We start from the raw sequence: 21,958 nt of genomic DNA, 5'->3' as shown, positions 1-21,958 counted from the left end.
CCCCTGCCGGGGACCCCGGCGGCGTGCCCCGGATCAGACGGCGGGCGGGCGGCTTATGGTCGCCACAGCCGTTCCGTGACCTGGAGCCGGGAGCACGATGCGCACGACGCGCCACCGCCTCGCCACCGCCGCCGCGGTCCTCGTGCTGGTCTGCGGCCCGGCCGCCGCGGGCTGCTCCGAGGGGGCCGGCGGCGGGCGGCGGGTCGGGGTGGTGGTGCCGTTCCTGACGTCGCCGTTCTGGGAGGCGTACGACCGCGATATCCCGCGGCAGGCGGCCAAGGTGGGCGTCCGGGTGCTGCCGACGGTGAACTCCAACAACGACGCGAGCCAGCAGGTCGGCGACATCCGCAATCTGCTCGCCCAGAACGTCGACGGGCTGGTCGTCTCCCCCATCGACTCCGCCGCCATCGTCACCGGACTGCAGGCGGCACAGCGGCGCCACGTCCCGGTCGTGGCCGTCGACGTGGCGCCCGAGCGGGGCAAGGTGGCGATCGTGGTGCGGGCCGACAACCGGGCGTACGGCGAGAAGGCGTGCCGCAGCCTGGGGCGGGTCGTGCGGAGCGGCAAGGTGGTGCAGATCGAGGGCGATCTGGCGTCGGTCAACGGGCGGGACCGCACCGCAGCGTTCGACGCGTGCATGCGGCGCCGCTACCCGCGCGTCCGGGTTCTCGACATCGCCGCCGGGTGGCAGGCGGACAAGGCCGCGGCCGGGCTGGAGGCGCTGTACAGCGCGCATCCGGACATCAAGGGCATCTATCTGCAGGCCGGGGGCGTGTACCTGGCGCCCACGCTGCGTACGCTGCAGCGCCACGGGGCGCTGCACCCGGCAGGCCACCGGGGCCATATCGCGATCGTCTCCAACGACGGCATCCCGCAGGAGCTGGACGCGATCCGCAAGGGGTGGATCGACGCGACCGTCTCCCAGCCGACGGATCTGTACGCCCGGTACGCCATGGTGTACATCAAGCGGGCGATGGCCGGAAAGCCGTTCCGGAAGGGGCGGACCGATCACGGCAGCACGATCGTCGAGGTGCGCAGAGGCATCCTGGAGGATCAGCTTCCGGCCCCGCTGGTGACCCGGGCCAATGTGAACGACCCCGCGCTGTGGGGCAATCGCGGATGACCACCGGGCGGCCACCGCTGTGCGAAGCGCGCGGGATCACCAAGCGGTACGGGCCGACGGTGGCCCTGCGGGAGGCCGGGATCACCGTGCGGGCGGGGGAGACGCACGCCCTGGTCGGGCGCAACGGCGCGGGCAAGTCCACGCTGGTGGCCGTGATCACCGGGCTGGAGCGGCCGGACGCGGGCACGGTGTGGTTCGAGGGGGAGCCCGCCCCGGCCGTCGCGGACCGGGCGGCCTGGCGCCGCCGGGTGGCCTGCGTCTACCAGCAGTCCATGATCATCAGCGATCTGACGGTGGCGGAGAACCTGTTCCTGGGCCATCAGCCGGTCCTCCCCCGCACCTCGGTGATCAGCTGGCGGCAGACCCGCCGCCGGGCCCGGGCGCTGCTGGACGCCTGGGGCATCCCGGTGTACGAGGGCGCGCGGGCCGGGGATCTGAGCGTCGAGGACGCCAAGATGGTGGAGATCGCGCGGGCGCTCTCGCGGGGCACCCGCTTCGTCATCCTGGACGAGCCCACGGCGCAGCTCGACAGCCGGGCGACGGCGCGGCTGTTCGCGCACATGCGGCGGCTCCAGGCCGCCGGGGTCACCTTTCTGCACATCTCGCACCATCTGCGCGAGGTGTACGAGGTCTGCCAGGCCGTCACCGTCTTCCGGGACGCCCGCAGGATCGTCACCGCGCCCGTCGGGGAGCTGCCCACCCGGGCCCTGATCGAGGAGATGACCGGTGAACCGGCCGCCCCCGCCCGGCCCGGCGCTCCGCCCCCGCCGGGCCCAGGGGGCGAGGTGGCGGTGCGGGCCGAGGGGCTCAGCGGCGCGTACTTCCACGACGTCGGCCTCACCATCAGGGCCGGTGAGGTGGTGGGGCTGGCCGGGCTCGCGGGTTCGGGCAGCCATCAGCTCGGCGAGGCGCTGGCCGGGCTGCACCGGCCGACCGCCGGCCGGATCGAGGTCTTCGGCCGTCCGCTGCGAACGGGCAGCGTCACCGCGGCGCTGGCCGCCGGGGTCGGCTGCGTACCGCGCGACCGGCGCACGCAGGGGCTGATCCCGCAGCTGTCGGTGGCCGACAACATCACGCTGCCCATCGGGGACCGGCTAGGCCCCCGGGGGCTGATCCGGCCGTCCGCCCGGGACGCGGTGGCCCGCCGCGCCATCGAGCGGCTCGGCATCACCACCCGCGGCCCGGCCCAGCCGGTGACCGCGCTGTCCGGCGGCAATCAGCAGAAGGTCGTCATGGCCCGGGCGCTGGCCACGGATCCCCGGGTGCTGGTGCTGATCGACCCGACGGCGGGGGTGGACGTACGGTCCCAGCGCGATCTGCTGGAGACCGCGCTGCGGGCGCGGGCCGAGGGGCGCGCGGTGCTGATCGTCTCCGACCGGCTGGAGGATCTGCGGGCGTGCGACCGGGTGCTGGTGATGGTGGGCGGCTTCGTGACCGTCACGCACCGCGCCGGCTGGACCGACCGGGAACTCGTCGCCTCGATCGAAGGGGTCACCCTCGGCCATGAATGACCTCACCCGTCGAAACGACGTCGCCCATGCATGACCTCGCCACCCCGCGGGCGGGCCGCGCCCGGCGCCTCCTCCCGGTCCGGATCCGCGATCTGGCGCTGCTGCCCGCGGTGGTCCTGCTGCTGGTCATCGGCGCGGTCGGCAACCCCGACTTCCTCCACCGGGACAACCTGGTGAACATCCTGGGGGCGTCCTCGGCGCTCGGGCTGCTGGTGCTCGCCGAGGCGATGATCCTGATCAGCGGCAGGATGGACCTCTCCCTGGAGTCGATCGCGGGTCTGGCCCCGGCCCTGGGCTTCCTGGTCGTCATCCCGGCCGCCTCGGCGGGCTTCGGCACCGAGCTGCCGACCTGGGTGGGGCTGCTGGTCATCCCGCTGTCGGGAGCGGGCATCGGGGCGGTCAACGGCGCGCTGATCGTGGGGCTCGGACTCAACGGGTTCATCGTGACGCTGGCGATGAACATCGTGCTGCGCGGTGTGCTGATCGGCCTGGTCTCCGGCAGGACGCTGTTCAACGCGCCCGACGCCTTCTTCGTGCTCGGCTCGCGGGAGTGGCTGGGGGTGCCGGTCTCGGTGTGGGTGACCGCGCTGTGCTTCGCGCTGGCCGGGTTCGTGCTGCGCTACCACCGGCTCGGCCGCGCGGTGTACGCGATCGGCGGCAGCGCCCCGGCCGCCCGGGCGGCGGGCATCCGCACCGCGCGGGTGGGCTGGGCGGTGCTGGTGGTCGGCGGCGCGCTGGCGGGGGTGGCGGGGCTGGTCATCGCGGGGCGGGTCGGCGCGGTGGGCGCCAACCAGGGCAGCGGTCTGATCTTCACGGTGTTCGCGGCCGCGGTGATCGGCGGCATCAGCCTGCGCGGCGGCCGTGGCTCCCTGCTGGGCGCGCTGCTGGGCACCTTGCTGCTGGGCATGCTGGAGAACCTGCTCACCCTCGCCCAGGTGTCGTCCTTCTGGATCCAGGCGATCTACGGCGGGATCATCCTGCTCGCCCTGGTCGTGGCACGACTGACGACCGGGGAGGCCCAGGAGTCATAGTATTAAGGGGAATGTCTCCGCAGATGGGACGGGTGCGATGGCCATCCCCGAGGGAATCGCGCCGACCGAAGCACATGTCCCCTTCGACATGTCCGATGCGGCGACGGCCCTGATCGATGCCACGGGGACCGTCGTCGGCTGGACCACGGCGGCGGAACGGCTGCTCGGCTATCCGGCGCCGGAGGTGCTGAAGCGGCCCGGCGCGATGCTGCTGGCGGCGCCGGAGGACCCCGCGAAGGCGGTGTCGATCGCCGAACAGTGCGGTGAGCACGGCGGCTGGGGCGGGCTGCTGGAGGTCCGGCACCAGGCCGGTCACCGGCTCGCGGTGGGCCTGCGGGTCTCCCCGGTCACCGGTCTCGGTGACGGCACCTGCTGGCTGATTTCGGCGATCGACGTGGCGACGATCCCGACCTGGGCGGTCAGCGGATCGCTGCTCCAGGCGTTCCTGACCCGCTCGCCCATCGGCATGGCCGTGCTCAGCCCGGACCTGCGGTACGTGTGGATGAACGACACCCTGGAGCGCTACGGCGGCGTCCCGCGCGATCAGCGGCTGGGCCGCCGGATGGCGGATTCGCTGCCGGGGCTGGACACGGCGGCGCTGGAGGGAAAGATGCGCGAGGTCCTGGAGACCGGCGTCCCGGTGATCGACTACGAGTACCGGGGCTGGACCCTGGCCGAGCCGCACCAGGAGCACGCGTACTCGACCTCCTTCTTCCGCCTCGACAACGCGGACGGCCATCCGGTCGGCGTCTGCTACATGGGCATGGACGTCACCGACCGCTGGCGGGCCCGGGAGCGGCTGGCCCTGCTCAGCGGGGCCAGCGAGCACATCGGCAGCACCCTGGACGTGATGCGCACCGCGCAGGAGCTGGCCGAGTTCGCGGTGCCCCGGCTCGCCGACTTCGTCACCGTCGACCTGCTGGACTCCGTCCTGCGCGGCGAGGAGCCGTCGGCGCAGCGGACCCGGAGCCTGCCCCCGTTCCGGCGGGCGGGCCAGGCTTCCATCCAAGAGGGCTGCCCGGAGTCGATCGCGGCCCCCGGGGACCCGGTCGCCGTCTCCCCGGGGTCGCCGTTCGCCCGCAGCTTCCTGGAGGGGGAGGCCATCCTGGATCCGGAGCTGGACGCCTCGCTGGGCGCGTGGACCGGCGACGACCCGGCCCGGACGCAGAAGGTCCGCGAGTTCGGGATGCGCTCGCTGATGGTGGTCCCGATCTGCGCGCGCGGCGCCATGCTGGGCGTGGCCTCGTTCGTCCGGACCCGGCATCCGGAGCCCTTCGAGGGCGACGATCTGCTGCTCGCCGAGGAGCTGGTGACGCGCGCCGCGCTGTGCGTGGACAACGCCCGCCGCTACAGCCGCGAGCACACCGCGGCCCTCGCTCTGCAGCGCAGCCTGCTGCCGCACGCCCTGTCCGGCGGCCAGGCCCTCGACGTGGCCTCGCGCTATCTGCCCACCGACGCGCGCAACGGGGTCGGCGGCGACTGGTTCGACGTCATCCCCCTGTCCGGGGCCCGGGTGGCGCTGGTGGTCGGCGACGTGGTCGGGCACGGCATCACCGCGGCGGCCACCATGGGTCGGCTGCGCACCGCGGTGCACACCCTCGCCGACATGGACCTGCCGCCCGAGGAGCTGCTGGCCCATCTGGACGACCTGGTCATCCGGCTCACCGAGGAGGAGTCGGCGCAGGAGGGGGTGGGCACGGCGGTGCTGGGCGCCACGTGTCTGTACGCGGTGTACGACCCGGTCACCCGGCGCTGCACGATGGCCCGGGCCGGCCATCTCACGCCCGCGGTGGTGGACCCCGGCGGTGTGGTCTCCTACCCGCCGCTGCCCGCCGGTCCCCCGCTGGGGCTCGGTTCGCTGCCGTTCGAGTCGGCGGAGCTGGAGCTGCCCGCGGGCAGTCTGATCGCGCTGTTCACGGACGGCCTCATCGAGACCTGCGACCAGGACATCGACGTCGGGCTCGGCCGGCTGAGCAACGCCCTGGCCCAGCCCGGGCTGCCGCTGGAGGAGCTGTGCTCGACGGTCATCGACACCCTGCTGACCCGTCCGCAGTCGGACGACGTGGCGCTGCTGCTGGCCCGTACGAACACCCTGGGCGCGGGCCATGTCGTCTCCTGGGACCTGCCCTCCGATCCGGCCGTGGTCGCGAACGCCCGCTCCCTCGCCGTCCACCAGCTCGCCGAATGGGGCCTGCCGGAGCTGGCGATGACCACCGAACTGATCGTCAGTGAGCTGGTCACCAACGCCATCCGGCACGGCACCGGCCCCATCAGGCTGCGGCTGATCCGGCACGACGTGCTGATCTGCGAGGTCGCGGACGCCAGCAACACCTCCCCGCGGCTGCGCCATGCCCGTACCACCGACGAGGGCGGCCGCGGACTGTTCCTCGTCGCGCAGATGACCCGCCGCTGGGGCACCCGCTACACCGAGGGCGGCAAGCTCATCTGGGCCGAACAAGACCTTCCGGATCCGGCATGAGGCACGCTCCGGCCCGCCCTCGCCCTATCCATGATCGCCTTGCTCCCGCACACTGGAGTCATGCCAACGGGAGGGGGGCATGCGGCGTGCGTGCAGGGGTGTGGAGGCAGCGGCTCGCCTCCCGGTGGGTGCGCGGCGGCGCCGCGGTGGTGGCGGGCGCGCTGCCCGCCCTGGCGTTTCCCGCGCCGTCGGTGTGGTGGTTCGCGTACGTAGCCCTGGTGCCCTGGCTGCTGCTGACGCGCTCGGCGCCCACGGTGCGGCGGGCGGCGTACGACGGCTGGCTGGGCGGGAGCGGGTTCCTGCTCGCGGCGCACCACTGGCTGATGCCGAGCCTGCATGTGTTCATCGTGCTGCTGGCACTGCTGCTGGGGCTGTTGTGGGTGCCGTTCGGCGCGCTGACGCACCGGCTGCTGCACGGCCGTCCGGGCCCCGGCCGGGTGGGCGCCGCGCTGGTGCTGCTGCCGTCCGCGTGGCTGCTGGCCGAGCTGGCGCGGTCCTGGCAGTACCTCGGCGGGCCCTGGGCGCTGCTGGGCGCGAGCCAGTGGCAGGTGGCCGCCGCGCTGCGGGTGGCGTCGGTGGGCGGGGTGTGGCTGGTCGGCTTCCTGCTGGTCCTGGTGAACGTCGCGGTCACCGCGCTGATCGTCCTGCCCCGGGCCCGTGTCGTCGCGGTGGCCGGGCTGACCGCGTGCGGTGCGGCGGGGGCCGCGGTGTGGGCGTGGGCGCCGGTGCCGCAGGAGACCGGGACCGCGCGGATCGCCGTGGTGCAGCCCGGGGTGATCAAGGGGCCGGGGCCGCGGCTGGAGCGTGGCGTCGAGCTGAGTCGGCAGCTGGCCGGGCGCCATCCGGACCTGGTGGTGTGGGGCGAGAGCAGCGTCGGCACGGACCTCGGCGACCGGCCGCAGCTGGCGAAGCGGCTGGGCGCGCTGTCCCGTTCGGTGGGCGCGGATCTGCTGGTCAACGTGGACGCGCGGCGCAGCGATCTGCCGGGGATCTACAAGAGTTCGGTGCTGATCGGGCCGCACGGTCCGACCGGGCAGCGCTACGACAAGATGCGGCTGGTGCCGTTCGGCGAGTACATCCCGGCCCGGCCGCTGCTGGGCTGGGCCACCTCGGTGGGCAAGGCGGCCGGTGAGGACCGGCACCGCGGCACGCAGCAGGTGGTGATGCGGCTGCCGCAGGGCTTGCGGATCGGGCCGGAGGTCTGCTTCGAGTCGGCGTTCCCGGACATGAGCCGCAATCTGGCCCGGCACGGGGCGCAGGTGCTCGTCGTGCAGTCGGCGACCTCGACGTTCCAGCGGAGCTGGGCGCCCGAACAGCACGCCACGCTGGCCGCGCTGCGCGCCGCGGAGACCTGGCGGCCGACGGTTCACGCGACGCTGACCGGGGAGAGCGCGGTCTTCGGCCCGCGCGGCGAACCGGTGGGCAAGCGCATGGGTACGGACACGAGCGCGGCGACGATGTACTCGGTGCCGCTGGCGAAGGGCACCAGCCCGTATGTGCGGACCGGGCCGCTGACGGTGTACGGGGCTCTGGCGGCGCTCGCCGTGTACGGCGCGGTGGAGGGCGTGGGCGCGGTCAGGCGCCGTTCCGGTTCCCGAACCCCTCCGCGTCCCTGATCACCCGTTCGCACAGTTCGTGGGTGCGCAGCGCGTCCTCGGCGCCGAGCCGCCTGCCGGTGCGCACGGCGTCGAGGAAGGCGTCGGTGATCTGCTCGATGCCGCGCTGCCGGGCGACCGGCACCCAGTCGCCGCGGCGGCGCACGCTCGGCTGGCCCTTGTGGTCCACGATCTCGGCGAGGTTGGTGACCTGCCGCTTGGTGTCCTGGCCGGAGACCTCCAGGATCTCCTCGGTGGAGCCGCTCATCCGGTTCATCACGCCGAGCGCGGTGAACCCGTCGCCGGACAGCCGGAGCACGACGTGGTGCAGCAGTCCGTCGCGGATCCTGCTGGTCACGTCGATCTGGTCGACCGGGCCGGGGGCGAGGAAGCGCAGGGTGTCGACGACGTGGATGAAGTCGTCCAGGACGAGGGTGCGCGGGTCCTCGGGGAGGCCGACGCGGTTCTTCTGCATCAGGATCAGATCGCGCGGATGGTCCAGGCACTGTGTGTACCCGGGGGCGTAGCGCCGGTTGAAGCCGACCATCAGGCTGACGCCGCGGTCCTCGGCCAGCCGCACCAGCCGTTCGCTGTGCCCGAGTTCGTAGGCGAGCGGCTTGTCGACGTAGGTGGGCACCCCGGCCTCCAGGAGCCGGGTGACGAGCCCGGCGTGCTCGGCGGTCGGGGCGTGCACGAACGCGGCGTCCAGGTCCGCCGCGAGCATCGAGTCGAGGCCGGGGTGGCGCTGGCCTCCGGGCACCCGGTAGGTGTCGGCGACCCGCTGGAGGGTGGCGGGGGTGCGGGTGTGCAGATGGGGCTCCACCCCGGGCCGCGCCATGAGCACGGGCAGATAGGCCTTCTGCGCGATGTCGCCGAGACCGATGCAGCCGACCCTCACGATGCCTCCTGTGTTCCACGTCCCGGCGGTGTCCGGCGGCCCGCGTCCACCCTACTCAGGACGGCTGCCGGGGTGACGAGTCCGGGGCGGCTTCCGCTTCGGCCGGGGGACGCCGGTCGGCGATGCCGTCGAAGCCGCGCAGCACCAGGCCGGGAGCGAGGCGGGTGGCGGCGACGACGGCGGCGTTCCGGAGGGCCACCGCGGGGGCGCCGGCCAGGGAGATCGCGCGGGCGGCGCGCGGAGTGGCGTACGACGTCCATGGTGCGCGGCAGCCGTTCGCGGGTGTACGCGGCGAGCGCACCGCCCGGGTCGGCGGCCGGGTCGGCGGCGTGCGGGGACAGGTGGTGGGCGAGGACGACGGCGTCCTCGATGGCCTGGTTGCCGCCCTGCCCCTGGGTGGGGGCCATGGCATGGGCCGCGTCGCCGAGGAGGGCGGTCCGGTCCCGGTGGTAGGCGGGCAGCGGTGCGGTCGTGGCCCGGACGTCGTGGCGCAGGACGGCGCCGGGTTCGGCGGCCGCGAGGATGCCGCGGTCCCCGAACGCGCGGCGCTGCGCACCGGGTTCGAGGAGCTGCTGCGCGGGCTGCTGGGCCGATAACCCGTGGCGCGGCGGAGCGCCGGGGCCGCATGATGCTCGCCATGACGACTGCCGAACGCCGCGAAGCGCCCCGCACCGCCGATGAACGCACCAGCCTGGAGGGGTGGCTGGACTTCCACCGCGAGACCCTGGCCCTCAAGTGCGAGGGACTCGACGACAAGCAGCTGCGCGAGGCCACCGCGCCGCCGTCCGGGCTCACCCTGCTCGGGCTCGTACGGCACATGGCCGAGGTCGAGCGCAGCTGGTTCCGGCGGGTGCTGGACGGTCAGGAGGCGCCGCCCATCTGGTACAGCGAGGAGGATCCGGACGGCGATTTCCGGGTCACCGGGGCGGACACCGGCGATGCCGCCTTCGCCATCTGGCGGGACGAGGTCGCCGAGGCCCGCACGGCGGCCGCGGGCCACTCCCTGGACGAGGTCGTCACCCGCCGCGACGGCCGCGGGGAGTACAACCTGCGCTGGATCTACCTCCATATGATCGAGGAGTACGCCCGCCACAACGGCCACGCCGACCTCATCCGCGAGCGCATCGACGGGGTCACGGGCGACTAGGAACCACAGGGGGCTTCAGGGGGCGAGCCGCTGCCCCAGCCGGGCGATCCCGGCCCGCACCCGGTCCCCGTACGGGTCGTCGCCGAGCGTGCCCGCGCTCGCCCGGGCCAGCGCCAGCTGGCTGCGTGCCGCCGCCTCCTGGCCGAGCTTGGCGTAGTCGACGGCCAGGTTGAGGTGGAGCGCCGGGTAGAGGGCGCGCAGCCGGGGCGCGGCGGTGCGGGCGCCGGGCCCGTCGGCCGCGGCCAGGGCCAGCAGGTCCCACAGCAGCTCATCGGCCGGATCGTCCTGGGTGTCGGCGAGATAGTGGGCGAGGGCGCAGCGGTGGAACGGATCGCCGTCGCCCTCGATCTCCCGCCACAGCGCGGCCAGCCGGTTGCGCGCCTCCTCGCGGTCACCGCCCCGGTGCAGCATGACCGCCTGCCCGATCCGGGTCAGCACGGCGTCGTCCTCCGGCGCCTCCCGCCCTACCTCTCCCATCGGGTCCTCCCGCCTGCGCGCCGCCGGTTGTCGCCCCCGCCCGCGGCCGACGCTAGCCGGGAAGCCGTACGACGCCCGTCAGGCGGGCCCATCGGGTCAGTCCGGCGGCCCGTACCGCTCGGCCAGTTCGGTGACGGCGCGGGCGACGGCCGTCCGCAGCTCGGGAGGGTTCAGCACCTCGGCGTCGGTGCCCAGCCGCAGCATGTCGTCGACGGCGACGGGCAGCGACTCCACGGGCAGCACCACCCGCACCCTCCCCCGGTCGTCGGGCGGGCCCGCAGCGGCGGCGGCCACCGCGCCGATCGCGCCGAACTTCATCGGCAGCAGCCGCAGGCCCCGCTCGGTCAGCAGCAGTTCGGCCTCGCCCCGGAAGCGCGCGGCCTCCATGGCGCGGGCCGACTCCTGCCAGTAGGCGGCGAGGTCGAACCCGGCCGGGCGCTCGAAAACGTCCGCGAGCACCTCGGCGGCCAGGATCCGCGCCACGCGGTAGCTGCGTATCGACGCGTCCACCCGCGCCACCAGGTACCAGATGCCGCCCTTGAGGACGAGGCCGAGGGCGTGCAGGTCCCGGTGCACCTCGCCGCGCCAGCGCCGGTAGTGCACCCGCAGCACCCGTCGCCGCCACACGGCCTCGGCCGCCGCCGCGAGGTACGGCACCGGCTCGGCGTCCCGGAACCAGCCGGGCGCGTCGAGGTGGAAGCGCTCCTGGATGCGGCGCGAGCGCTCGTCCAGCTCGGGCGGCAACGCGGCCCGCAGCTTGAGCTGGGCGGTGGTGAGGTCGGCGCCGAGGCCCAGTTCGGCGGCCGGGCCGGGCATCCCGGCGAGGAAGAGCGAGTCGGCCTCGTCGCCGGTGAGCCCGGTCAGCCGGGTGCGGTAGCCGTCCAGCAGCCGGTAGCCGCCGGCCGGGCCCCGGTCTGCGTACACCGGCACGCCGGAGGCGCTCAGCGCGTCGATGTCGCGGTAGACGGTACGGACCGACACCTCCAGCTCCGCGGCGATCTCCGGCGCGGTCATCCGGCCCCGGTTCTGCAGCAGAAGGAGCAGGGAGAGCAGGCGGTCGGCACGCATGCGGTCCATTGTGCGCCCGTACCTGACAGAAGGTGTCAGGTACGGCGGGCAGAGTCCTCCTCACCAGCACGGCCTGATCGAAAGGACCCGCCATGACCACGCACGCCACCGGTACCTTCACCTTCGCCGACTGGCAGGAGAAGCCGGTCGGGGAGGCCGCGGGCGGGGCGAAGCTCGCCCACGCCACCGTGATCAACGGCTACTCGGGCGCGATCACGGCGTCCGGCACCGCCTGTCAGTACGCCATCGTCTACCTCGCCGACAAGACCGGTGGCTTCTCGGGCCACGAGCTGGTGGACGGGGAGCTCGACGGCCGCCGGGGCAGCTTCGTCCTCGCCCAGCACGGCACCTTCGGCGAGGACGGCACCGTGCGGTGCGCCTTCGAGGTGGTGCCCGGCTCGGGCTCCGGCGAGCTGGCCGGGCTCGCCGGTGCGGGCTCCTTCACCGCCCCGCCGGGCATCCAGGCGGTCTCCTACGTCTTCGACTACGAGCTGGGCTGAGCCGGGCCGAGGTCGGGGATCCGCCAGTCGATCGGCGTGTGGCCCTGGGCCTTCACCGCCTCGTCGATCTGGGTGAAGGGACGCGATCCGAAGAACTTCTTCGCCGACAGCGGGGAAGGGTGCGCGCCCTTCACCACCGCGTGCCGCTCCTCGTCGATCAGCGGCAGCTTCTTCTGTGCGTAATTGCCCCACAGGACGAAGACGGCCGGGTCGGGGCGGGCGGCCACCGCGCGGATCACCGCGTCGGTGAACTTCTCCCACCCCTTGCTCTTGTGGGAGTTGGCCTCGCCGCCGCGGACCGTCAGCACCGCGTTGAGCAGCAGGACGCCCTGCCGGGCCCACGGCATCAGATAGCCGTTGTCCGGAACGGGGTGGCCCAGCTCCTCCTTCATCTCCTTGTAGATGTTCCGCAGCGACGGCGGGGTCTTCACGCCCGGCCGCACCGAGAAGCACAGCCCGTGCCCCTGGCCCTCGCCGTGGTACGGGTCCTGCCCGAGGATCAGCACCTTCACCTGGTCGTACGGCGTGGCCTCCAGGGCGGCGAAGACCTCGTCGCGCGGCGGGAAGACCGGCCCCTTGGCCCGCTCCTCCTCGACGAACTCCGTGAGCTCCTTGAAATAGGGCTTTTCCAGCTCCTCGCCGAGGACGCCGCGCCAGGACTCGGGCAGCACGTAGGGCACGTCAACAACCTCCGGTCGTGTTCCGTTCACGGTCACGAACCTACCGGCGGCCACTGACAACGCCGCACGCGGCGTGGGGAAACGACTCGTGGGCCCGGCACCGGAAGCGGTGCCGGGCCCGCGCGTCGTAGCGGATCCCCGGGGGGCGGTCAGCCGACGCCCGCGTTGAGGAAGACACCGCCGTCGATGACGAGCGTCTGGCCGGTGATCCACGCGGCCTGCTCGGAGGTGAGGAACGCGGCCGCGCCCCCGATGTCCTCCGGCACGCCGAGCCGCCCGAGCGGGTACGCCGCGGCGGCCTCCGCCTCCCGCCCCTCGTACAGGACGGTGGCGAACTTGGTCTTCACCACCGCGGGGGCGATCGCGTTGACCCGCACGCCCGGCGCGAACTCGTGGGCGAGCTGCGCCGTGAGGTTGATCATCGCGGCCTTGGAGACGCCGTACGCGGCGATGAACGGCGAGGGGGACAGCCCGGCGACCGAGGCTATGTTGACGATCGCGCCGCCGTTCTCCTTCTGCCACGCCTTCCACGTCTGCTGCGCGAAGCCGAGCGCCGAGACGACGTTGGTCTCGAAGACCTTGCGCATCACCGCGAGGTCGAGATCGGCGATCGGCGAGTAGACGGGGTTCGTACCGGCGTTGTTGACGAGGTAGTCGACGCGCCCGAACGCCTCCATCGCGCGCTCGACGGCGACCGCCTGGTGCGCCTCGTCATGGGCCTTGCCGGGGACGCCGATCACCCGGTCCGCGCCCAGCCGCTCGACGGCCTCCTTCAGGGCTTCCTCGTTGCGACCGGTGATGCACACCCGGTCGCCGCGCGCCACCATCGCCTCGGCGATGCCGTAGCCGATGCCCCGGCTGGCGCCGGTGACGAGCGCGGCCTTGCCGCTGTCCGCTGCGATCTCTTTGGTCATGAGGTTCGTCCAGCTCCTGTATCAGTTGAGCGGGCCGCCGGCCACGTACATCACCTGGCCGGAGACGAACCCGGCCGCGTCCCCGGTGAAGAAGGCGACGGCGTTCGCGATGTCGGCCGGCTGCCCGACGCGCTGCACCGGGATCTGGCTCGCGGCGGCCTTCTGGAAGTCGTCGAAGCCCATGCCGACGCGCTCGGCGGTCGCGGCGGTCATGTCGGTGGCGATGAACCCGGGCGCCACGGCGTTGGCGGTGACCCCGAACTTGCCCAGCTCGATGGCGAGGGTCTTGGTGAAGCCCTGCATACCGGCCTTGGCCGCCGAGTAGTTGACCTGGCCGCGGTTGCCGAGCGCGGACGAGCTGGAGAGGTTGACGATCCGTCCGAACCCGGCGTCCACCATGTGCTTCTGACAGGCGCGCGACATCAGGAACGCGCCCCGCAGATGCACGTTCATCACGGTGTCCCAGTCGGACTCGCTCATCTTGAAGAGCAGATTGTCGCGGAGCACACCGGCGTTGTTCACCAGGATCGTCGGCGCGCCCAGCTCTTCGGCGACACGCCCGACCGCGGCCTCCACCTGCCCGGCGTCGGACACGTCGCAGCCCACGGCGATGGCCTTGCCACCCGCCGCGGTGATCTTCTCCACGGTGTCCGCGCAGGACGCCTCGTCGAGGTCGAGCACGGCGACGGCGCGGCCCTCCTCGGCCAGCCGCACGGCGGTCGCCGCGCCGATGCCGCGGGCCGCGCCCGTCACGATGGCGACACGCTGCTCGTTGGTGGACATGCGGGTTCTCCTCGCCTCGGGTGGCGGCTCACCGTCCCGGCCCCCGGGGGTGACCAACCGCTTAGTCGCTTCAGCAGACGAGACGCTATGAGGCCCGCCGCCCACTGTCAACGACCCGCTGTGATGCCCTTGCTCACCCTCGCCCGTCAGCGCACCAGCAGGTCGAGCAGCCGCTCGACCTCCGCCTCCGCGTCCGTGGTCAGCCCGGTGTGCACCGGCCCCGGCTGGACGACCGTGGAGCGCGGCGCGACCAGCCAGCGGAACCGCCGCCCCGGCTCGTCACCGGCCGCCTGACCGGCCTGTTCTCCCCCGCGGCAGACGCCCTCCACCGCGTGCAGCGCGGCCCGTACGCCCGCCACGTCCGCCGACGGGTCGAGCGCGAGCAGCCGGGTCTCGTCCAGATGGGTGCGGGCCGCCACGAAGGACGTGGCGCGGCAGTAGACGACGACACCCGCGTTGATCAGCTCACCGCGCTCCACCCGGGGAACGACCCGCACCAGCGCGTACTCGAACACATCCCGGCCATGGTGCAGCCCGCTCACTTCGCTGCCTTTCCGTCGACCCATACGCGCAGCCAGTCAGGAGCCTTCGACGGCCCGTCACCGGAGCGCTCCCCGAGCGTGATCCTTTCACCGATCGCCCCGGCCCGCTCCAGCAGCACGCCCACATAGGCGCGGCGCACCGCGTCCGGGCTGTCGAAGCCGGGCTCGTCGGCCAGCCAGGCGTCCGGGACGTCGGCGGTGACCTCGGTCAGCAGTTCCTCGGTGATCCGCGGCGCGAGCGCGGCCGCGGCCGCCGCCACATCGGGTGCGAAGGGGGCGAGTACGTGGTCGGAGGCGTCGTACGGCTTGGTGGCGGCCGCGTCCAGACCGCGCCAGCTGTGGTGCCAGATCATCGTGGCGCCGTGGTCGATGAGCCACAGCTTGCCGTGCCACACCAGCAGGTTGGGGTTGCGCCAGGACCGGTCCACGTTCCCGACGAGCGCGTCGAACCACACCACCCGTCCGGCCTCCGCCGCGCCCACCTCGAAGGCCAGCGGGTCGAAACCGAGCGAACCGGGCAGATAGTCCATGCCCAGGTTGAGCCCCCCGCTGGCCTTGAGCAGCTCCTGCACCTCCTCCTCCGGCTCGCCCATCCCGATCACCGGGTCGAGCTGGATCCGCACCAGCTCCGGGACCCGCAGCCCCAGCCGGCGGCCCAGCTGCCCGCAGATGACCTCGGCGACGAGGGTCTTCCGGCCCTGCCCCGCGCCGATGAATTTCATGACGTACGTACCGAGATCGTCGGCCTCGACGATGCCGGGGAGCGACCCGCCCTCACGCAACGGCGTGACGTAGCGGGTCGCGGTGACTTCGGTCAGCATTTCCCCAAGCTATCCGACGCGCCGACCTCACGATCCTCCACCGGGATCAGCCGCAGTGGCCGGTGCCCTTCGTGGAATAGGTGGTGATGCCGCCCTCCCAGGTCACGCACTGCCCGCGGGCCTGAAGGTAGACGGGCCCGGCGTAGGTCGTGAACTGACCGCTGTCGGTCGCCTTCCCCTCCCGCTCCGAGCTGAGCGAGGCGAACATGTACACCGCCACCCCGGCCCTGGCGCGAATGGTGACCACACAGTTCTCGCCGGTCGTCTGGTTGTACGTCAGGAAGGTCGTGCCCAGGTTCTCCATGTCGGCGGAGTCGATCACCTTGTGGCCGGCGCCACAGGCCCCGTTGTACTTCGCGACCGGGCCGACCGACTCCGCCGCTGACGCGGGCCCGGCAAGGGCCAGGGCACCGCCACCGACGACGATGGCGACGGTCGTGACGGCGGCGGTGCGACGTGCGAGCTTCATGGGATTCCCCTCGTTGATGTGGTCCCTCGTTGATCTGGTCCGTGACGTGAGACCAGACGGCCTCCGGGTTGGTTGTGGCCTCACCGCGTCACAGTTCTGTCACCGGGGGCAGCGCAGCCGTCGGCAGGTCTCGCGTACACCGTGACGTAGACATGGCCGCTTGGGGATGATCCGTCGGTGACCACTCCTGTGATACTCGAGGCACCCGCGACGCCGGTCGCGCCCGCGCTGGTTCTCCGCCCCTGGTGCGCGGAGGACGTCCCCGAACTGGTCGAGGCATACCGCGATCCGGTCCTGCGTCGCTGGAGCAGCACGCGGGTGACCGATGACGCCGAGGGACTGCGGTGGGTGCAGGCCCAGCAGCAGGGCTGGACGGCAGGCAACCGGTTCAGCTTCGCCGTCCTGGAAGCGCACCCTGGCATGGGTTCACAGCGCTTGGTAGGCGACGTGATTCTCAAGGAGGTCGCATCGGGCAAGCGGTCCGCCGAGGTCGGCTACTGGACATCGGCACGAGCGCGAGGCCGCGGCATAGCCGTCAGGGCCTTGGAGACGCTCACGGCGTGGGCCTTCGAGACCTTCCACACCGACGGACTTCAGAGCCTTGAACTCCTGCACCAAGTGGACAACCTGGCGTCATGCCGCGTCGCTCAGAAGAGCGCCTACGAGTTGGACAGAGTGCTGCCCGCGGCGCCGCCCGCGTACCCCCTGGACGGCCACCTGCATGTCCGCGGCCGGTCCCCGGTCGAAGACCGGCGCCGTGGCTGACGAGCCCACCGCCCACGGGGCCCTTGGCATCCGCCCGGGCTGCCGATCGTCCTCCTGATCATCGCGAAACCTTTCCGGGCGTGCTTGTCCAAGAAGACGCCCGACGGTTGAACACGTGAGCGCCGGGCTGCGTATGGAAGCGAAACGTCCCTGGATCAGGAGGCACCACCATGACGCAGCCGGAAACCACCGGATGGGGCACCACCCGTCGCGCCGTCGTCTCCGCTGCCGGAGCGGCCGGGCTGGCCGCCGCTCTCACGGCCTGCGGTAAGGACGACGGCGGCGGGTCGGGCGACTCGCAGAACGCCGGTTCCGCACAGGAGTCGGCCGGGGCCGGGCAGTCGGGCGCGGCGGGAGCGGGAGGCGACGCGGCGGGGGGCGGCGGGATGGAGCTGGCCAAGACCTCCCAGATACCGGAGGGCGGCGGCATGGTCTTCAAGGATCACAAGGTCGTGGTGACCCAGCCCTCGTCGGGGCAGTTCAAGGCGTTCTCCTCGATCTGCACCCACCAGGGGTGCTCGGTCGGCGACGTGTCGGACGGCACCATCAACTGCCCCTGCCACCAGAGCAAGTTCGACATCAGCGACGGCAGCCCGAAGGGCGGACCGGCCACGAAGCCGCTGCCCGGCGCCAAGATCAAGGTGGAGGGCACCTCGATCAAGATGGCCTGAGCGGCTGCCAGGAGGCGAGGACGTCCTCGGTCGAGGTGACGGTCGCGACGAGGGCGAGGGTGTGGCGGACCATCGCCGGGGTGTACGAGGCGGGCACCCCGGCGATGGCGTCCGCGGGCACCACGGCCGTATAGCCGAGGTTGACCGCGTCGAAGACGGCGTTGGGTATCGCCACATTGGCCGACACGCCGACGACGACCAGGGTGCGGCAGCCCAGGTTGCGCAGCAGCGCGTCCACGCCGGTCCCGGCGAGCGGCGACAGGCCGTGCAGCCGGCGTACCAGCAGATCCTCCGCGCCGACCGGGACCGGTTCGGCGATCCGTACCGCGTCGCTCCCGGTGAGCTGCCGCACCGGCAGCCGCTCGGCGGCCCGGAACAGCGGCGCGTTCCGGTTCGCGCCGCGCCCGTCGGCGCGCCGCTCGGCCACCGCGTGCAGCACCGGTACGCGCGTGTCGTGGGCGGCCGACACCAGCCGGGCGACACGCCCGAGCGCGCCGGACTCCCGGGCCTCGGCGGCGAGTTCGGGCAGCGCGCTGCCCGGACCCACGACGCCACGCTGGCACTCCACGGTGAGCAGGGCGCAGCCCTCGGGCCGAAGCAGTTCGGAAAGCGACACGGCGGCCTCCTGGCGTCTCGCGCCGGGAGGGTAATGGCCATTGCGCATGGAGGGAAGAGTCGCGATCCTGTGCGGATGACCGTCACCCAGCGGCGGGGACGCCGCATCATGATGACCCCGGCCGAGCTGGACGCCTTCCTCACCGAACAGCGCACCTGCCGGGTCGCGACCGTGTCCGCGGACGGGCGGCCGCACATCAGCGCGCTGTGGTTCGCCTGGGACGGCACGGCCCTGTGGCTCTACTCCCTGACCCGCAGCCGCCGCTGGGCCGAGCTGAGCGGCGATCCGCGGCTCGCGGTGATCGTCGACGACGGGCACGACTACGGCGAGCTGCGCGGCGCCGAGCTGAGCGGCGAGGCCGCCTTCGTCGGCGAGGCGCCGCGCTCGGGCGCGCCATGCCCCGAACTCGACGCGCCGGAGCGCATGTTCGCGGCGAAGTACTTCGGGCTGGACGCCATGCCGCACGACGGGCGCCACGCGTGGCTGCGGCTGATCCCGGACACGGTCAGCTCCTGGGACTTCCGCAAGCTGCCCCAGGGCTGAGCGTGTCGTACGGACCTGGCTCCGCCGGTCAGTCGACGATCTTCTCCCCCACCGACCGCAGCACGTCCACCGCCGCGCGGATGGAGGGCCTGCGGTCGGCGTCGGCGCGCCAGATCGCGTAGACGTGCCGGCGCATCGTGGGCGGGCTCACCGGCACCATCCGCACGCCCTCGGGCACCGGGCCCCGGCCGAGCCGGGGGATGACGCCGATGCCGAGCCCGGAGGCGATCAGCGCGAGCTGGGTCTGGTGCTCCCGCGCGGTGTGCCGGATGTGCGGCTCGATGCCCTTGCCGCGCAGGGTCACCATCAGCCAGTCGTAGCAGAAACCGCCCTCGGGCCAGGACACCCACTCGTCGTCCACGAAGTCCTCCGGCTCGACCGCGCAGCGGTCGGCGAAGGGGTGGTCCGCGGGCATCGCCACGTCCACCAGGTCGTCCAGCAGCGCCGCCTTGACCAGCCCGCCGGGCACCGGCAGCGGCTTGTTGTACCAGTCGAGGACGACGGCCAGGTCGATGTCGCCGCGCACCACCGCGGGCACCGACTCGTCCGGCTCCATCTCCTGCAACCGGGCGCGCAGCTGCGGGTGTTCGGACCGCATCCGCTCCAGCGCGGCGGGGAAGAGGCCACGCACGGCGGTCGGGAAGGCGCCCAGCAGCAGCTCGCCGACGGCGTGTCCGCGCTGGGCCTCCAGGTCCGCCTGGGCCAGCTCCACTTGGGACAGGATCCGGGCCGCGTGGTCGGAGAGCAGCCGCCCGGCGTCGGTGAGCCGCACCCCGCGTCCGTTCTTCGCGAGCAGCTGCTGTCCGGTCTCCCGCTCCAGCTTGGACAGCTGCTGGGAGACGGCCGAGGTGGTGACGTGCAGCCCCTCGGCCGCGCCGCTCACGGAACCGTGCCGGGCCACGGCGTACAAGGTGCGCAGGCGATCCAGATTCATGTAAGGAATGCTACGCGAAAACGCACATGAATTCTCGCTTGTTCTAAGAAGTTGCAGCCAGCAATGTAGATGCCATGACCTCAGCGACCACCGCGGCGTCCTCCCCTGCCACCGGGCAGCCCGCCGAACAGTCCCCCGAACCCGGCGCCCGCCCACGGCGGTTGCTCGACTGGCGGATCCGCTTCGGCGTGCTCGCCCTGGTCTGGGGCTTCAGTTTCCTGTTCATCAAGGTGGGCACCGAGGCGTTCGCGCCGCTGTACGTCACGCTCGGCCGGATGCTGTTCGGCACGGCCGTCCTCCTCGCGGTGGTGGTGGCGAAGCGGGAGCGGCTGCCGCGCGGGGCCCGGGTGTGGGGCCATCTGGCCGTGGCCGCGTTCTTCCTCAACGCCCTTCCGTTCTCGCTCTTCGCCTACGCCGAGACGACCATCCCCTCCACCCTGGCCGGGATCTGCAACGCCGCCTCGCCCCTGTGGGGCATGGTCGTCGCGGTGGCCGTCGTCTCCGACGACCGCCCGACCCGGCAGCGCGTCGCGGGCCTGGGCCTCGGCTTCGCCGGGGTCCTGATCGTGCTGGGCGCGTGGCAGGGCTTCTCCGGCCAGGACCCGGTGGGTACGGCCCTCGCGCTCACCGCCTCGCTCAGCTACGCGATCGGCTGGGCCTACGTCCGCCGCACGCTCGCCGGGACCGGGAACTCCCATCTGGCCATGTCCTCCGGCCAGCTGCTGCTCGGCACGGTCCAGCTCGCGGTGGCCGCCCCGCTCGCCGCCCCGGCCCCCGGCTCCTACCCCGTCCTCCCCCTGCTGTCGGTGCTCGCCCTCGGCGCCCTGGGCACCGGTGTCGCCTTCCTGATCCAGTACGGCCTGGTGGATGAGGTCGGCCCGACGACGGCGATGATGGTGACGTACTTCGTCCCGGTGATCGCCACGGCCGCGGGCGTGCTGATCCTCGGCGAACACCTCGACTGGAACACGCCGGTGGGCGCCCTGATCATCCTCGTCGGCGCGGCCCTCACCCAGCGCCGGTAGATCCCCGGGAAGCACGGGACTCATCAGTCCATCCGGCCCGCCGGGGCCGGTCCCCTCGCCACCGCCGACGCCACCGCGCCGGCGAGCCCGGCCACCTCTTCGGCGCGCAGCGGAGAGACCGTCAGCCGCAGCCCCGGCCCCGAGGCCACCCGGAACCGGGCGCCCGGCGCGGCCGCCCAGCCCGCGGACAGCAGACGGGCCACCGCGCCCGTCTCGTCGGGCACCGGCACCCAGACGTTCATCCCGCTGCGCCCGTGCGCGGCGACTCCCCGCTCCCGCAGGGCGCTCACCAGGGCGTCGCGGCGCGCGTCGTACGCCGCCGCGACCGCCGCCGGGTCCACCGCGCCGGTGCGCCACAGCCACGTCACGGTGTCCTGCAGCAGATGGCTCACCCAGCCGGGGCCGAGGCGCTGGCGTCCGCGCAACCGGTCCAGGGTGACGGCGTCGCCGGTGAGCACCGCCAGGCGCAGATCGGGGCCGTACGCCTTGGCGGTGGAGCGGACCAGGACCCAGTGGTCCGTGCCGCCCGCCAGCGGATGCAGGGGCAGGTCCACGATGCCGTGGCCGTGGTCGTCCTCGATGAGCACCACGCCGGGGTGGCCCGCGAGGACGGCGCGCAGCTCACGGGCGCGCGCCGCGCTCACCGCCGCGCCCGTCGGGTTCTGCGCCCGGTCGGTGACGACCAGCGCCCGCGCCCCCTGACGCAGCGCCCGCTCCACCTCCTCCGGCAGCGGCCCGTCGTCATCGAGCGCGACGGGCACGGTGCGCAGCCCGAGCGCCGGGATCAGGTCGAGCAGACTGCCCCAGCCGGGGTCCTCGACGGCGACCGCGTCACCGGGTCGCAGATGAGCGGCGAGGACGCGTTCGATGGCGTCGAGCGAACCGGAGGTGACGGCGATGGGCCCGTCCGGCACGCCGTCAGCGTCGAAGGCGGTGCGCGCCGACTCGCCGAGGGCGGGGGCGACCCCCGGCGCGCCGTACAGCGTGGGGCCGTCGGCGGCGCGCGCGGCGGTCTCCGCGAGGGCCGCGCCGAGCGGCGGCAGCAGGGCGGGGTCGGGGTTGCCGGTCGCGAGGTCGCGCGCGCCCGGGGCCTCGACCCGAAGCCACTCGCGGGGTGTGCTCGCCGGGCGCGCCCGCACCCGGGTCCCCCGGCGGCCCGCCGTCTCGATCACCCCGCGCTCGCGCAGCACGCGATAGGCGGCCGCGACGGTGTTCGGGTTGACGCCCAGCCGCGTGGCCAACTCCCTCTGCGGCGGCAGCGGTTGACCGGGCGACAGCGATCCGCCGCCGACCGCACGCTCCACACTGGCCGCGATCTCTGCTGCGCCACGGCCTTCGATCGGATATTCTCCTAGCACAAAACGTA

Annotated in this window: 25 protein-coding genes and 1 pseudogene; 12 read left to right on the top strand and 14 right to left on the bottom strand. The window is 73.1% G+C overall.

Going from position 1 to position 21,958, the window contains the following annotated elements:
• The first annotated feature begins 97 nt into the window (after nt 1–97).
• Genes ACFZCY_RS38040 through lnt form a run of 5 tightly spaced genes read left to right on the top strand, consistent with a single transcriptional unit; the run spans nt 98 to nt 7,760 of the window.
• Entirely contained in the window at nt 98–1,123 is a 1,026-nt protein-coding gene (locus ACFZCY_RS38040; protein WP_391184144.1) for a substrate-binding domain-containing protein, read from the top strand.
• Nucleotides 1,120–2,634: an ATP-binding cassette domain-containing protein gene (locus ACFZCY_RS38035; protein ID WP_391184141.1), complete on the top strand. Its 1,515-nt coding sequence runs from the start codon at nt 1,120–1,122 to the stop codon at nt 2,632–2,634. The genes ACFZCY_RS38040 and ACFZCY_RS38035 overlap by 4 nt, the downstream gene beginning before the upstream one ends.
• 26 nt (nt 2,635–2,660) lie before the next feature.
• Complete coding sequence (locus ACFZCY_RS38030) at nt 2,661–3,665, top strand: ABC transporter permease (RefSeq protein ID WP_391184138.1); 1,005 nt, start codon at nt 2,661–2,663, stop codon at nt 3,663–3,665.
• Nucleotides 3,666–3,702: 37 nt separating this feature from the next.
• Entirely contained in the window at nt 3,703–6,144 is a 2,442-nt protein-coding gene (locus ACFZCY_RS38025) for a SpoIIE family protein phosphatase (RefSeq protein ID WP_391184135.1), read from the top strand.
• Nucleotides 6,141–7,760, top strand: a complete 1,620-nt coding sequence (gene lnt, locus ACFZCY_RS38020; RefSeq protein ID WP_391184132.1) for an apolipoprotein N-acyltransferase — start codon at nt 6,141–6,143, stop codon at nt 7,758–7,760. Before ACFZCY_RS38025 ends, lnt begins: the two co-directional genes overlap by 4 nt.
• Here the strand turns inward: lnt and ACFZCY_RS38015 are convergent.
• From ACFZCY_RS38015 to ACFZCY_RS38005, 3 genes and pseudogenes are all read right to left on the bottom strand, one after another.
• On the bottom strand, nt 7,720–8,637 hold the full coding sequence (locus ACFZCY_RS38015) for a Gfo/Idh/MocA family oxidoreductase (protein WP_391184130.1): 918 nt from the start codon (nt 8,635–8,637) through the stop codon (nt 7,720–7,722). The two genes, lnt and ACFZCY_RS38015, sit on opposite strands and share 41 nt — an antisense overlap.
• A 55-nt stretch (nt 8,638–8,692) precedes the next feature.
• Entirely contained in the window at nt 8,693–8,836 is a 144-nt protein-coding gene (locus ACFZCY_RS38010; RefSeq protein WP_391184311.1) for a hypothetical protein, read from the bottom strand.
• 103 nt (nt 8,837–8,939) lie between these two features.
• Nucleotides 8,940–9,044: pseudogene (locus tag ACFZCY_RS38005) on the bottom strand (hypothetical protein); the annotation flags it as partial.
• Nucleotides 9,045–9,047: 3 nt separating this feature from the next.
• On the opposite strand from ACFZCY_RS38005, the gene ACFZCY_RS38000 reads away from it, so the two are divergent.
• Nucleotides 9,048–9,233 carry a hypothetical protein gene (locus tag ACFZCY_RS38000; RefSeq protein WP_391184127.1) on the top strand — a complete coding sequence of 62 codons (186 nt, stop codon included), beginning with the start codon at nt 9,048–9,050 and terminating at the stop codon, nt 9,231–9,233.
• 41 nt (nt 9,234–9,274) lie between these two features.
• Nucleotides 9,275–9,784, top strand: a complete 510-nt coding sequence (locus ACFZCY_RS37995) for a DUF664 domain-containing protein (RefSeq protein WP_391184124.1) — start codon at nt 9,275–9,277, stop codon at nt 9,782–9,784.
• Nucleotides 9,785–9,799: 15 nt separating this feature from the next.
• Here ACFZCY_RS37995 and ACFZCY_RS37990 read toward each other — a convergent pair whose 3' ends face one another.
• Both ACFZCY_RS37990 and ACFZCY_RS37985 read right to left on the bottom strand, forming a co-directional pair.
• Nucleotides 9,800–10,261, bottom strand: coding sequence for a hypothetical protein (locus ACFZCY_RS37990; protein ID WP_391184121.1), 462 nt, complete (start codon nt 10,259–10,261; stop codon nt 9,800–9,802).
• Between the two features lie 96 nt (nt 10,262–10,357).
• Nucleotides 10,358–11,338, bottom strand: a complete 981-nt coding sequence (locus tag ACFZCY_RS37985) for a WYL domain-containing protein (RefSeq protein ID WP_391184118.1) — start codon at nt 11,336–11,338, stop codon at nt 10,358–10,360.
• Nucleotides 11,339–11,421: 83 nt separating this feature from the next.
• Here ACFZCY_RS37985 and ACFZCY_RS37980 point away from each other — a divergent pair, with 83 nt between their 5' ends.
• The gene (locus ACFZCY_RS37980) at nt 11,422–11,829 is read left to right on the top strand and encodes a DUF3224 domain-containing protein (RefSeq protein WP_391184115.1); all 408 of its coding nucleotides are present in this window, start codon (nt 11,422–11,424) and stop codon (nt 11,827–11,829) included.
• On the opposite strand, the gene ung is transcribed toward ACFZCY_RS37980, so the two are convergent.
• The 6 genes from ung to ACFZCY_RS37950 form a co-directional block, all read right to left on the bottom strand.
• Nucleotides 11,814–12,509, bottom strand: a complete 696-nt coding sequence (gene ung, locus ACFZCY_RS37975; RefSeq protein WP_391184298.1) for a uracil-DNA glycosylase — start codon at nt 12,507–12,509, stop codon at nt 11,814–11,816. The genes ACFZCY_RS37980 and ung overlap by 16 nt on opposite strands.
• 149 nt (nt 12,510–12,658) lie before the next feature.
• Nucleotides 12,659–13,423, bottom strand: a complete 765-nt coding sequence (locus tag ACFZCY_RS37970; RefSeq protein ID WP_391184112.1) for a glucose 1-dehydrogenase — start codon at nt 13,421–13,423, stop codon at nt 12,659–12,661.
• A gap of 21 nt (nt 13,424–13,444) precedes the next feature.
• Nucleotides 13,445–14,206, bottom strand: coding sequence for a 3-oxoacyl-ACP reductase FabG (gene fabG, locus ACFZCY_RS37965; protein WP_361481476.1), 762 nt, complete (start codon nt 14,204–14,206; stop codon nt 13,445–13,447).
• Nucleotides 14,207–14,352: 146 nt separating this feature from the next.
• Nucleotides 14,353–14,772 (bottom strand): DUF3037 domain-containing protein, encoded by a 420-nt coding sequence (locus ACFZCY_RS37960; protein WP_199830964.1) that lies wholly within the window; start codon nt 14,770–14,772, stop codon nt 14,353–14,355.
• Nucleotides 14,745–15,569, bottom strand: coding sequence for a HipA family kinase (locus tag ACFZCY_RS37955; protein WP_391184107.1), 825 nt, complete (start codon nt 15,567–15,569; stop codon nt 14,745–14,747). The genes ACFZCY_RS37960 and ACFZCY_RS37955 overlap by 28 nt, the downstream gene beginning before the upstream one ends.
• Nucleotides 15,570–15,615: 46 nt before the next feature.
• Nucleotides 15,616–16,038, bottom strand: coding sequence for a spore-associated protein A (locus ACFZCY_RS37950; protein WP_391184104.1), 423 nt, complete (start codon nt 16,036–16,038; stop codon nt 15,616–15,618).
• A 177-nt stretch (nt 16,039–16,215) separates the two neighbouring features.
• On the opposite strand from ACFZCY_RS37950, the gene ACFZCY_RS37945 reads away from it, so the two are divergent.
• Both ACFZCY_RS37945 and ACFZCY_RS37940 read left to right on the top strand, forming a co-directional pair.
• Nucleotides 16,216–16,803, top strand: a complete 588-nt coding sequence (locus tag ACFZCY_RS37945) for a GNAT family N-acetyltransferase (RefSeq protein WP_391184101.1) — start codon at nt 16,216–16,218, stop codon at nt 16,801–16,803.
• A gap of 170 nt (nt 16,804–16,973) precedes the next feature.
• Entirely contained in the window at nt 16,974–17,474 is a 501-nt protein-coding gene (locus ACFZCY_RS37940) for a Rieske 2Fe-2S domain-containing protein (RefSeq protein WP_391184098.1), read from the top strand.
• Here ACFZCY_RS37940 and ACFZCY_RS37935 read toward each other — a convergent pair.
• A complete protein-coding gene (locus tag ACFZCY_RS37935; protein WP_391184095.1) occupies nt 17,461–18,138 on the bottom strand; it encodes an isochorismatase family protein in 678 nt (225 codons plus the stop codon). The genes ACFZCY_RS37940 and ACFZCY_RS37935 overlap by 14 nt on opposite strands.
• Before the next feature lie 27 nt (nt 18,139–18,165).
• Here ACFZCY_RS37935 and ACFZCY_RS37930 point away from each other — a divergent pair, with 27 nt between their 5' ends.
• A complete protein-coding gene (locus tag ACFZCY_RS37930; RefSeq protein ID WP_391184092.1) occupies nt 18,166–18,633 on the top strand; it encodes a pyridoxamine 5'-phosphate oxidase family protein in 468 nt (155 codons plus the stop codon).
• Between the two features lie 28 nt (nt 18,634–18,661).
• Here ACFZCY_RS37930 and ACFZCY_RS37925 read toward each other — a convergent pair whose 3' ends face one another.
• Nucleotides 18,662–19,567, bottom strand: a complete 906-nt coding sequence (locus ACFZCY_RS37925; protein WP_361481557.1) for a LysR substrate-binding domain-containing protein — start codon at nt 19,565–19,567, stop codon at nt 18,662–18,664.
• 74 nt (nt 19,568–19,641) lie between these two features.
• Between ACFZCY_RS37925 and ACFZCY_RS37920 the strand changes: the two genes are divergently transcribed.
• Nucleotides 19,642–20,592: an EamA family transporter gene (locus tag ACFZCY_RS37920; RefSeq protein WP_391184088.1), complete on the top strand. Its 951-nt coding sequence runs from the start codon at nt 19,642–19,644 to the stop codon at nt 20,590–20,592.
• Nucleotides 20,593–20,615: 23 nt separating this feature from the next.
• On the opposite strand, the gene ACFZCY_RS37915 is transcribed toward ACFZCY_RS37920, so the two are convergent.
• On the bottom strand, nt 20,616–21,950 hold the full coding sequence (locus ACFZCY_RS37915) for an aminotransferase class I/II-fold pyridoxal phosphate-dependent enzyme (protein ID WP_391184086.1): 1,335 nt from the start codon (nt 21,948–21,950) through the stop codon (nt 20,616–20,618).
• Nucleotides 21,951–21,958: the final 8 nt, after the last annotated feature.

It is taken from the genome of Streptomyces sp. NPDC007983 (assembly GCF_042958345.1).
Taxonomy (GTDB): Bacteria; Actinomycetota; Actinomycetes; order Streptomycetales; family Streptomycetaceae; genus Streptomyces.
This window is presented reverse-complemented; position numbering and strand designations above follow the sequence as displayed.

Excerpts from the sequence above, each read along its gene's own strand:
- ACFZCY_RS38040 (WP_391184144.1), top strand. The coding sequence starts at position 98 with ATGCGCACGACGCGCCACCGCCTCGCCACCGCCGCCGCGGTCCTCGTG.
- ACFZCY_RS38035 (WP_391184141.1), top strand. The coding sequence starts at position 1,120 with ATGACCACCGGGCGGCCACCGCTGTGCGAAGCGCGCGGGATCACCAAG.
- ACFZCY_RS38030 (WP_391184138.1), top strand. The coding sequence starts at position 2,661 with ATGCATGACCTCGCCACCCCGCGGGCGGGCCGCGCCCGGCGCCTCCTC.
- ACFZCY_RS38025 (WP_391184135.1), top strand. The coding sequence starts at position 3,703 with ATGGCCATCCCCGAGGGAATCGCGCCGACCGAAGCACATGTCCCCTTC.
- lnt (WP_391184132.1), top strand. The coding sequence starts at position 6,141 with ATGAGGCACGCTCCGGCCCGCCCTCGCCCTATCCATGATCGCCTTGCT.
- ACFZCY_RS38000 (WP_391184127.1), top strand. The coding sequence starts at position 9,048 with ATGGGCCGCGTCGCCGAGGAGGGCGGTCCGGTCCCGGTGGTAGGCGGG.
- ACFZCY_RS37995 (WP_391184124.1), top strand. The coding sequence starts at position 9,275 with ATGACGACTGCCGAACGCCGCGAAGCGCCCCGCACCGCCGATGAACGC.
- ACFZCY_RS37990 (WP_391184121.1), bottom strand. The coding sequence starts at position 10,261 with ATGGGAGAGGTAGGGCGGGAGGCGCCGGAGGACGACGCCGTGCTGACC.
- ACFZCY_RS37985 (WP_391184118.1), bottom strand. The coding sequence starts at position 11,338 with ATGGACCGCATGCGTGCCGACCGCCTGCTCTCCCTGCTCCTTCTGCTG.
- ACFZCY_RS37980 (WP_391184115.1), top strand. The coding sequence starts at position 11,422 with ATGACCACGCACGCCACCGGTACCTTCACCTTCGCCGACTGGCAGGAG.
- ACFZCY_RS37970 (WP_391184112.1), bottom strand. The coding sequence starts at position 13,423 with ATGACCAAAGAGATCGCAGCGGACAGCGGCAAGGCCGCGCTCGTCACC.
- fabG (WP_361481476.1), bottom strand. The coding sequence starts at position 14,206 with ATGTCCACCAACGAGCAGCGTGTCGCCATCGTGACGGGCGCGGCCCGC.
- ACFZCY_RS37960 (WP_199830964.1), bottom strand. The coding sequence starts at position 14,772 with ATGGGTCGACGGAAAGGCAGCGAAGTGAGCGGGCTGCACCATGGCCGG.
- ACFZCY_RS37955 (WP_391184107.1), bottom strand. The coding sequence starts at position 15,569 with ATGCTGACCGAAGTCACCGCGACCCGCTACGTCACGCCGTTGCGTGAG.
- ACFZCY_RS37950 (WP_391184104.1), bottom strand. The coding sequence starts at position 16,038 with ATGAAGCTCGCACGTCGCACCGCCGCCGTCACGACCGTCGCCATCGTC.
- ACFZCY_RS37940 (WP_391184098.1), top strand. The coding sequence starts at position 16,974 with ATGACGCAGCCGGAAACCACCGGATGGGGCACCACCCGTCGCGCCGTC.
- ACFZCY_RS37935 (WP_391184095.1), bottom strand. The coding sequence starts at position 18,138 with ATGCGCAATGGCCATTACCCTCCCGGCGCGAGACGCCAGGAGGCCGCC.
- ACFZCY_RS37930 (WP_391184092.1), top strand. The coding sequence starts at position 18,166 with ATGACCGTCACCCAGCGGCGGGGACGCCGCATCATGATGACCCCGGCC.
- ACFZCY_RS37925 (WP_361481557.1), bottom strand. The coding sequence starts at position 19,567 with ATGAATCTGGATCGCCTGCGCACCTTGTACGCCGTGGCCCGGCACGGT.
- ACFZCY_RS37920 (WP_391184088.1), top strand. The coding sequence starts at position 19,642 with ATGACCTCAGCGACCACCGCGGCGTCCTCCCCTGCCACCGGGCAGCCC.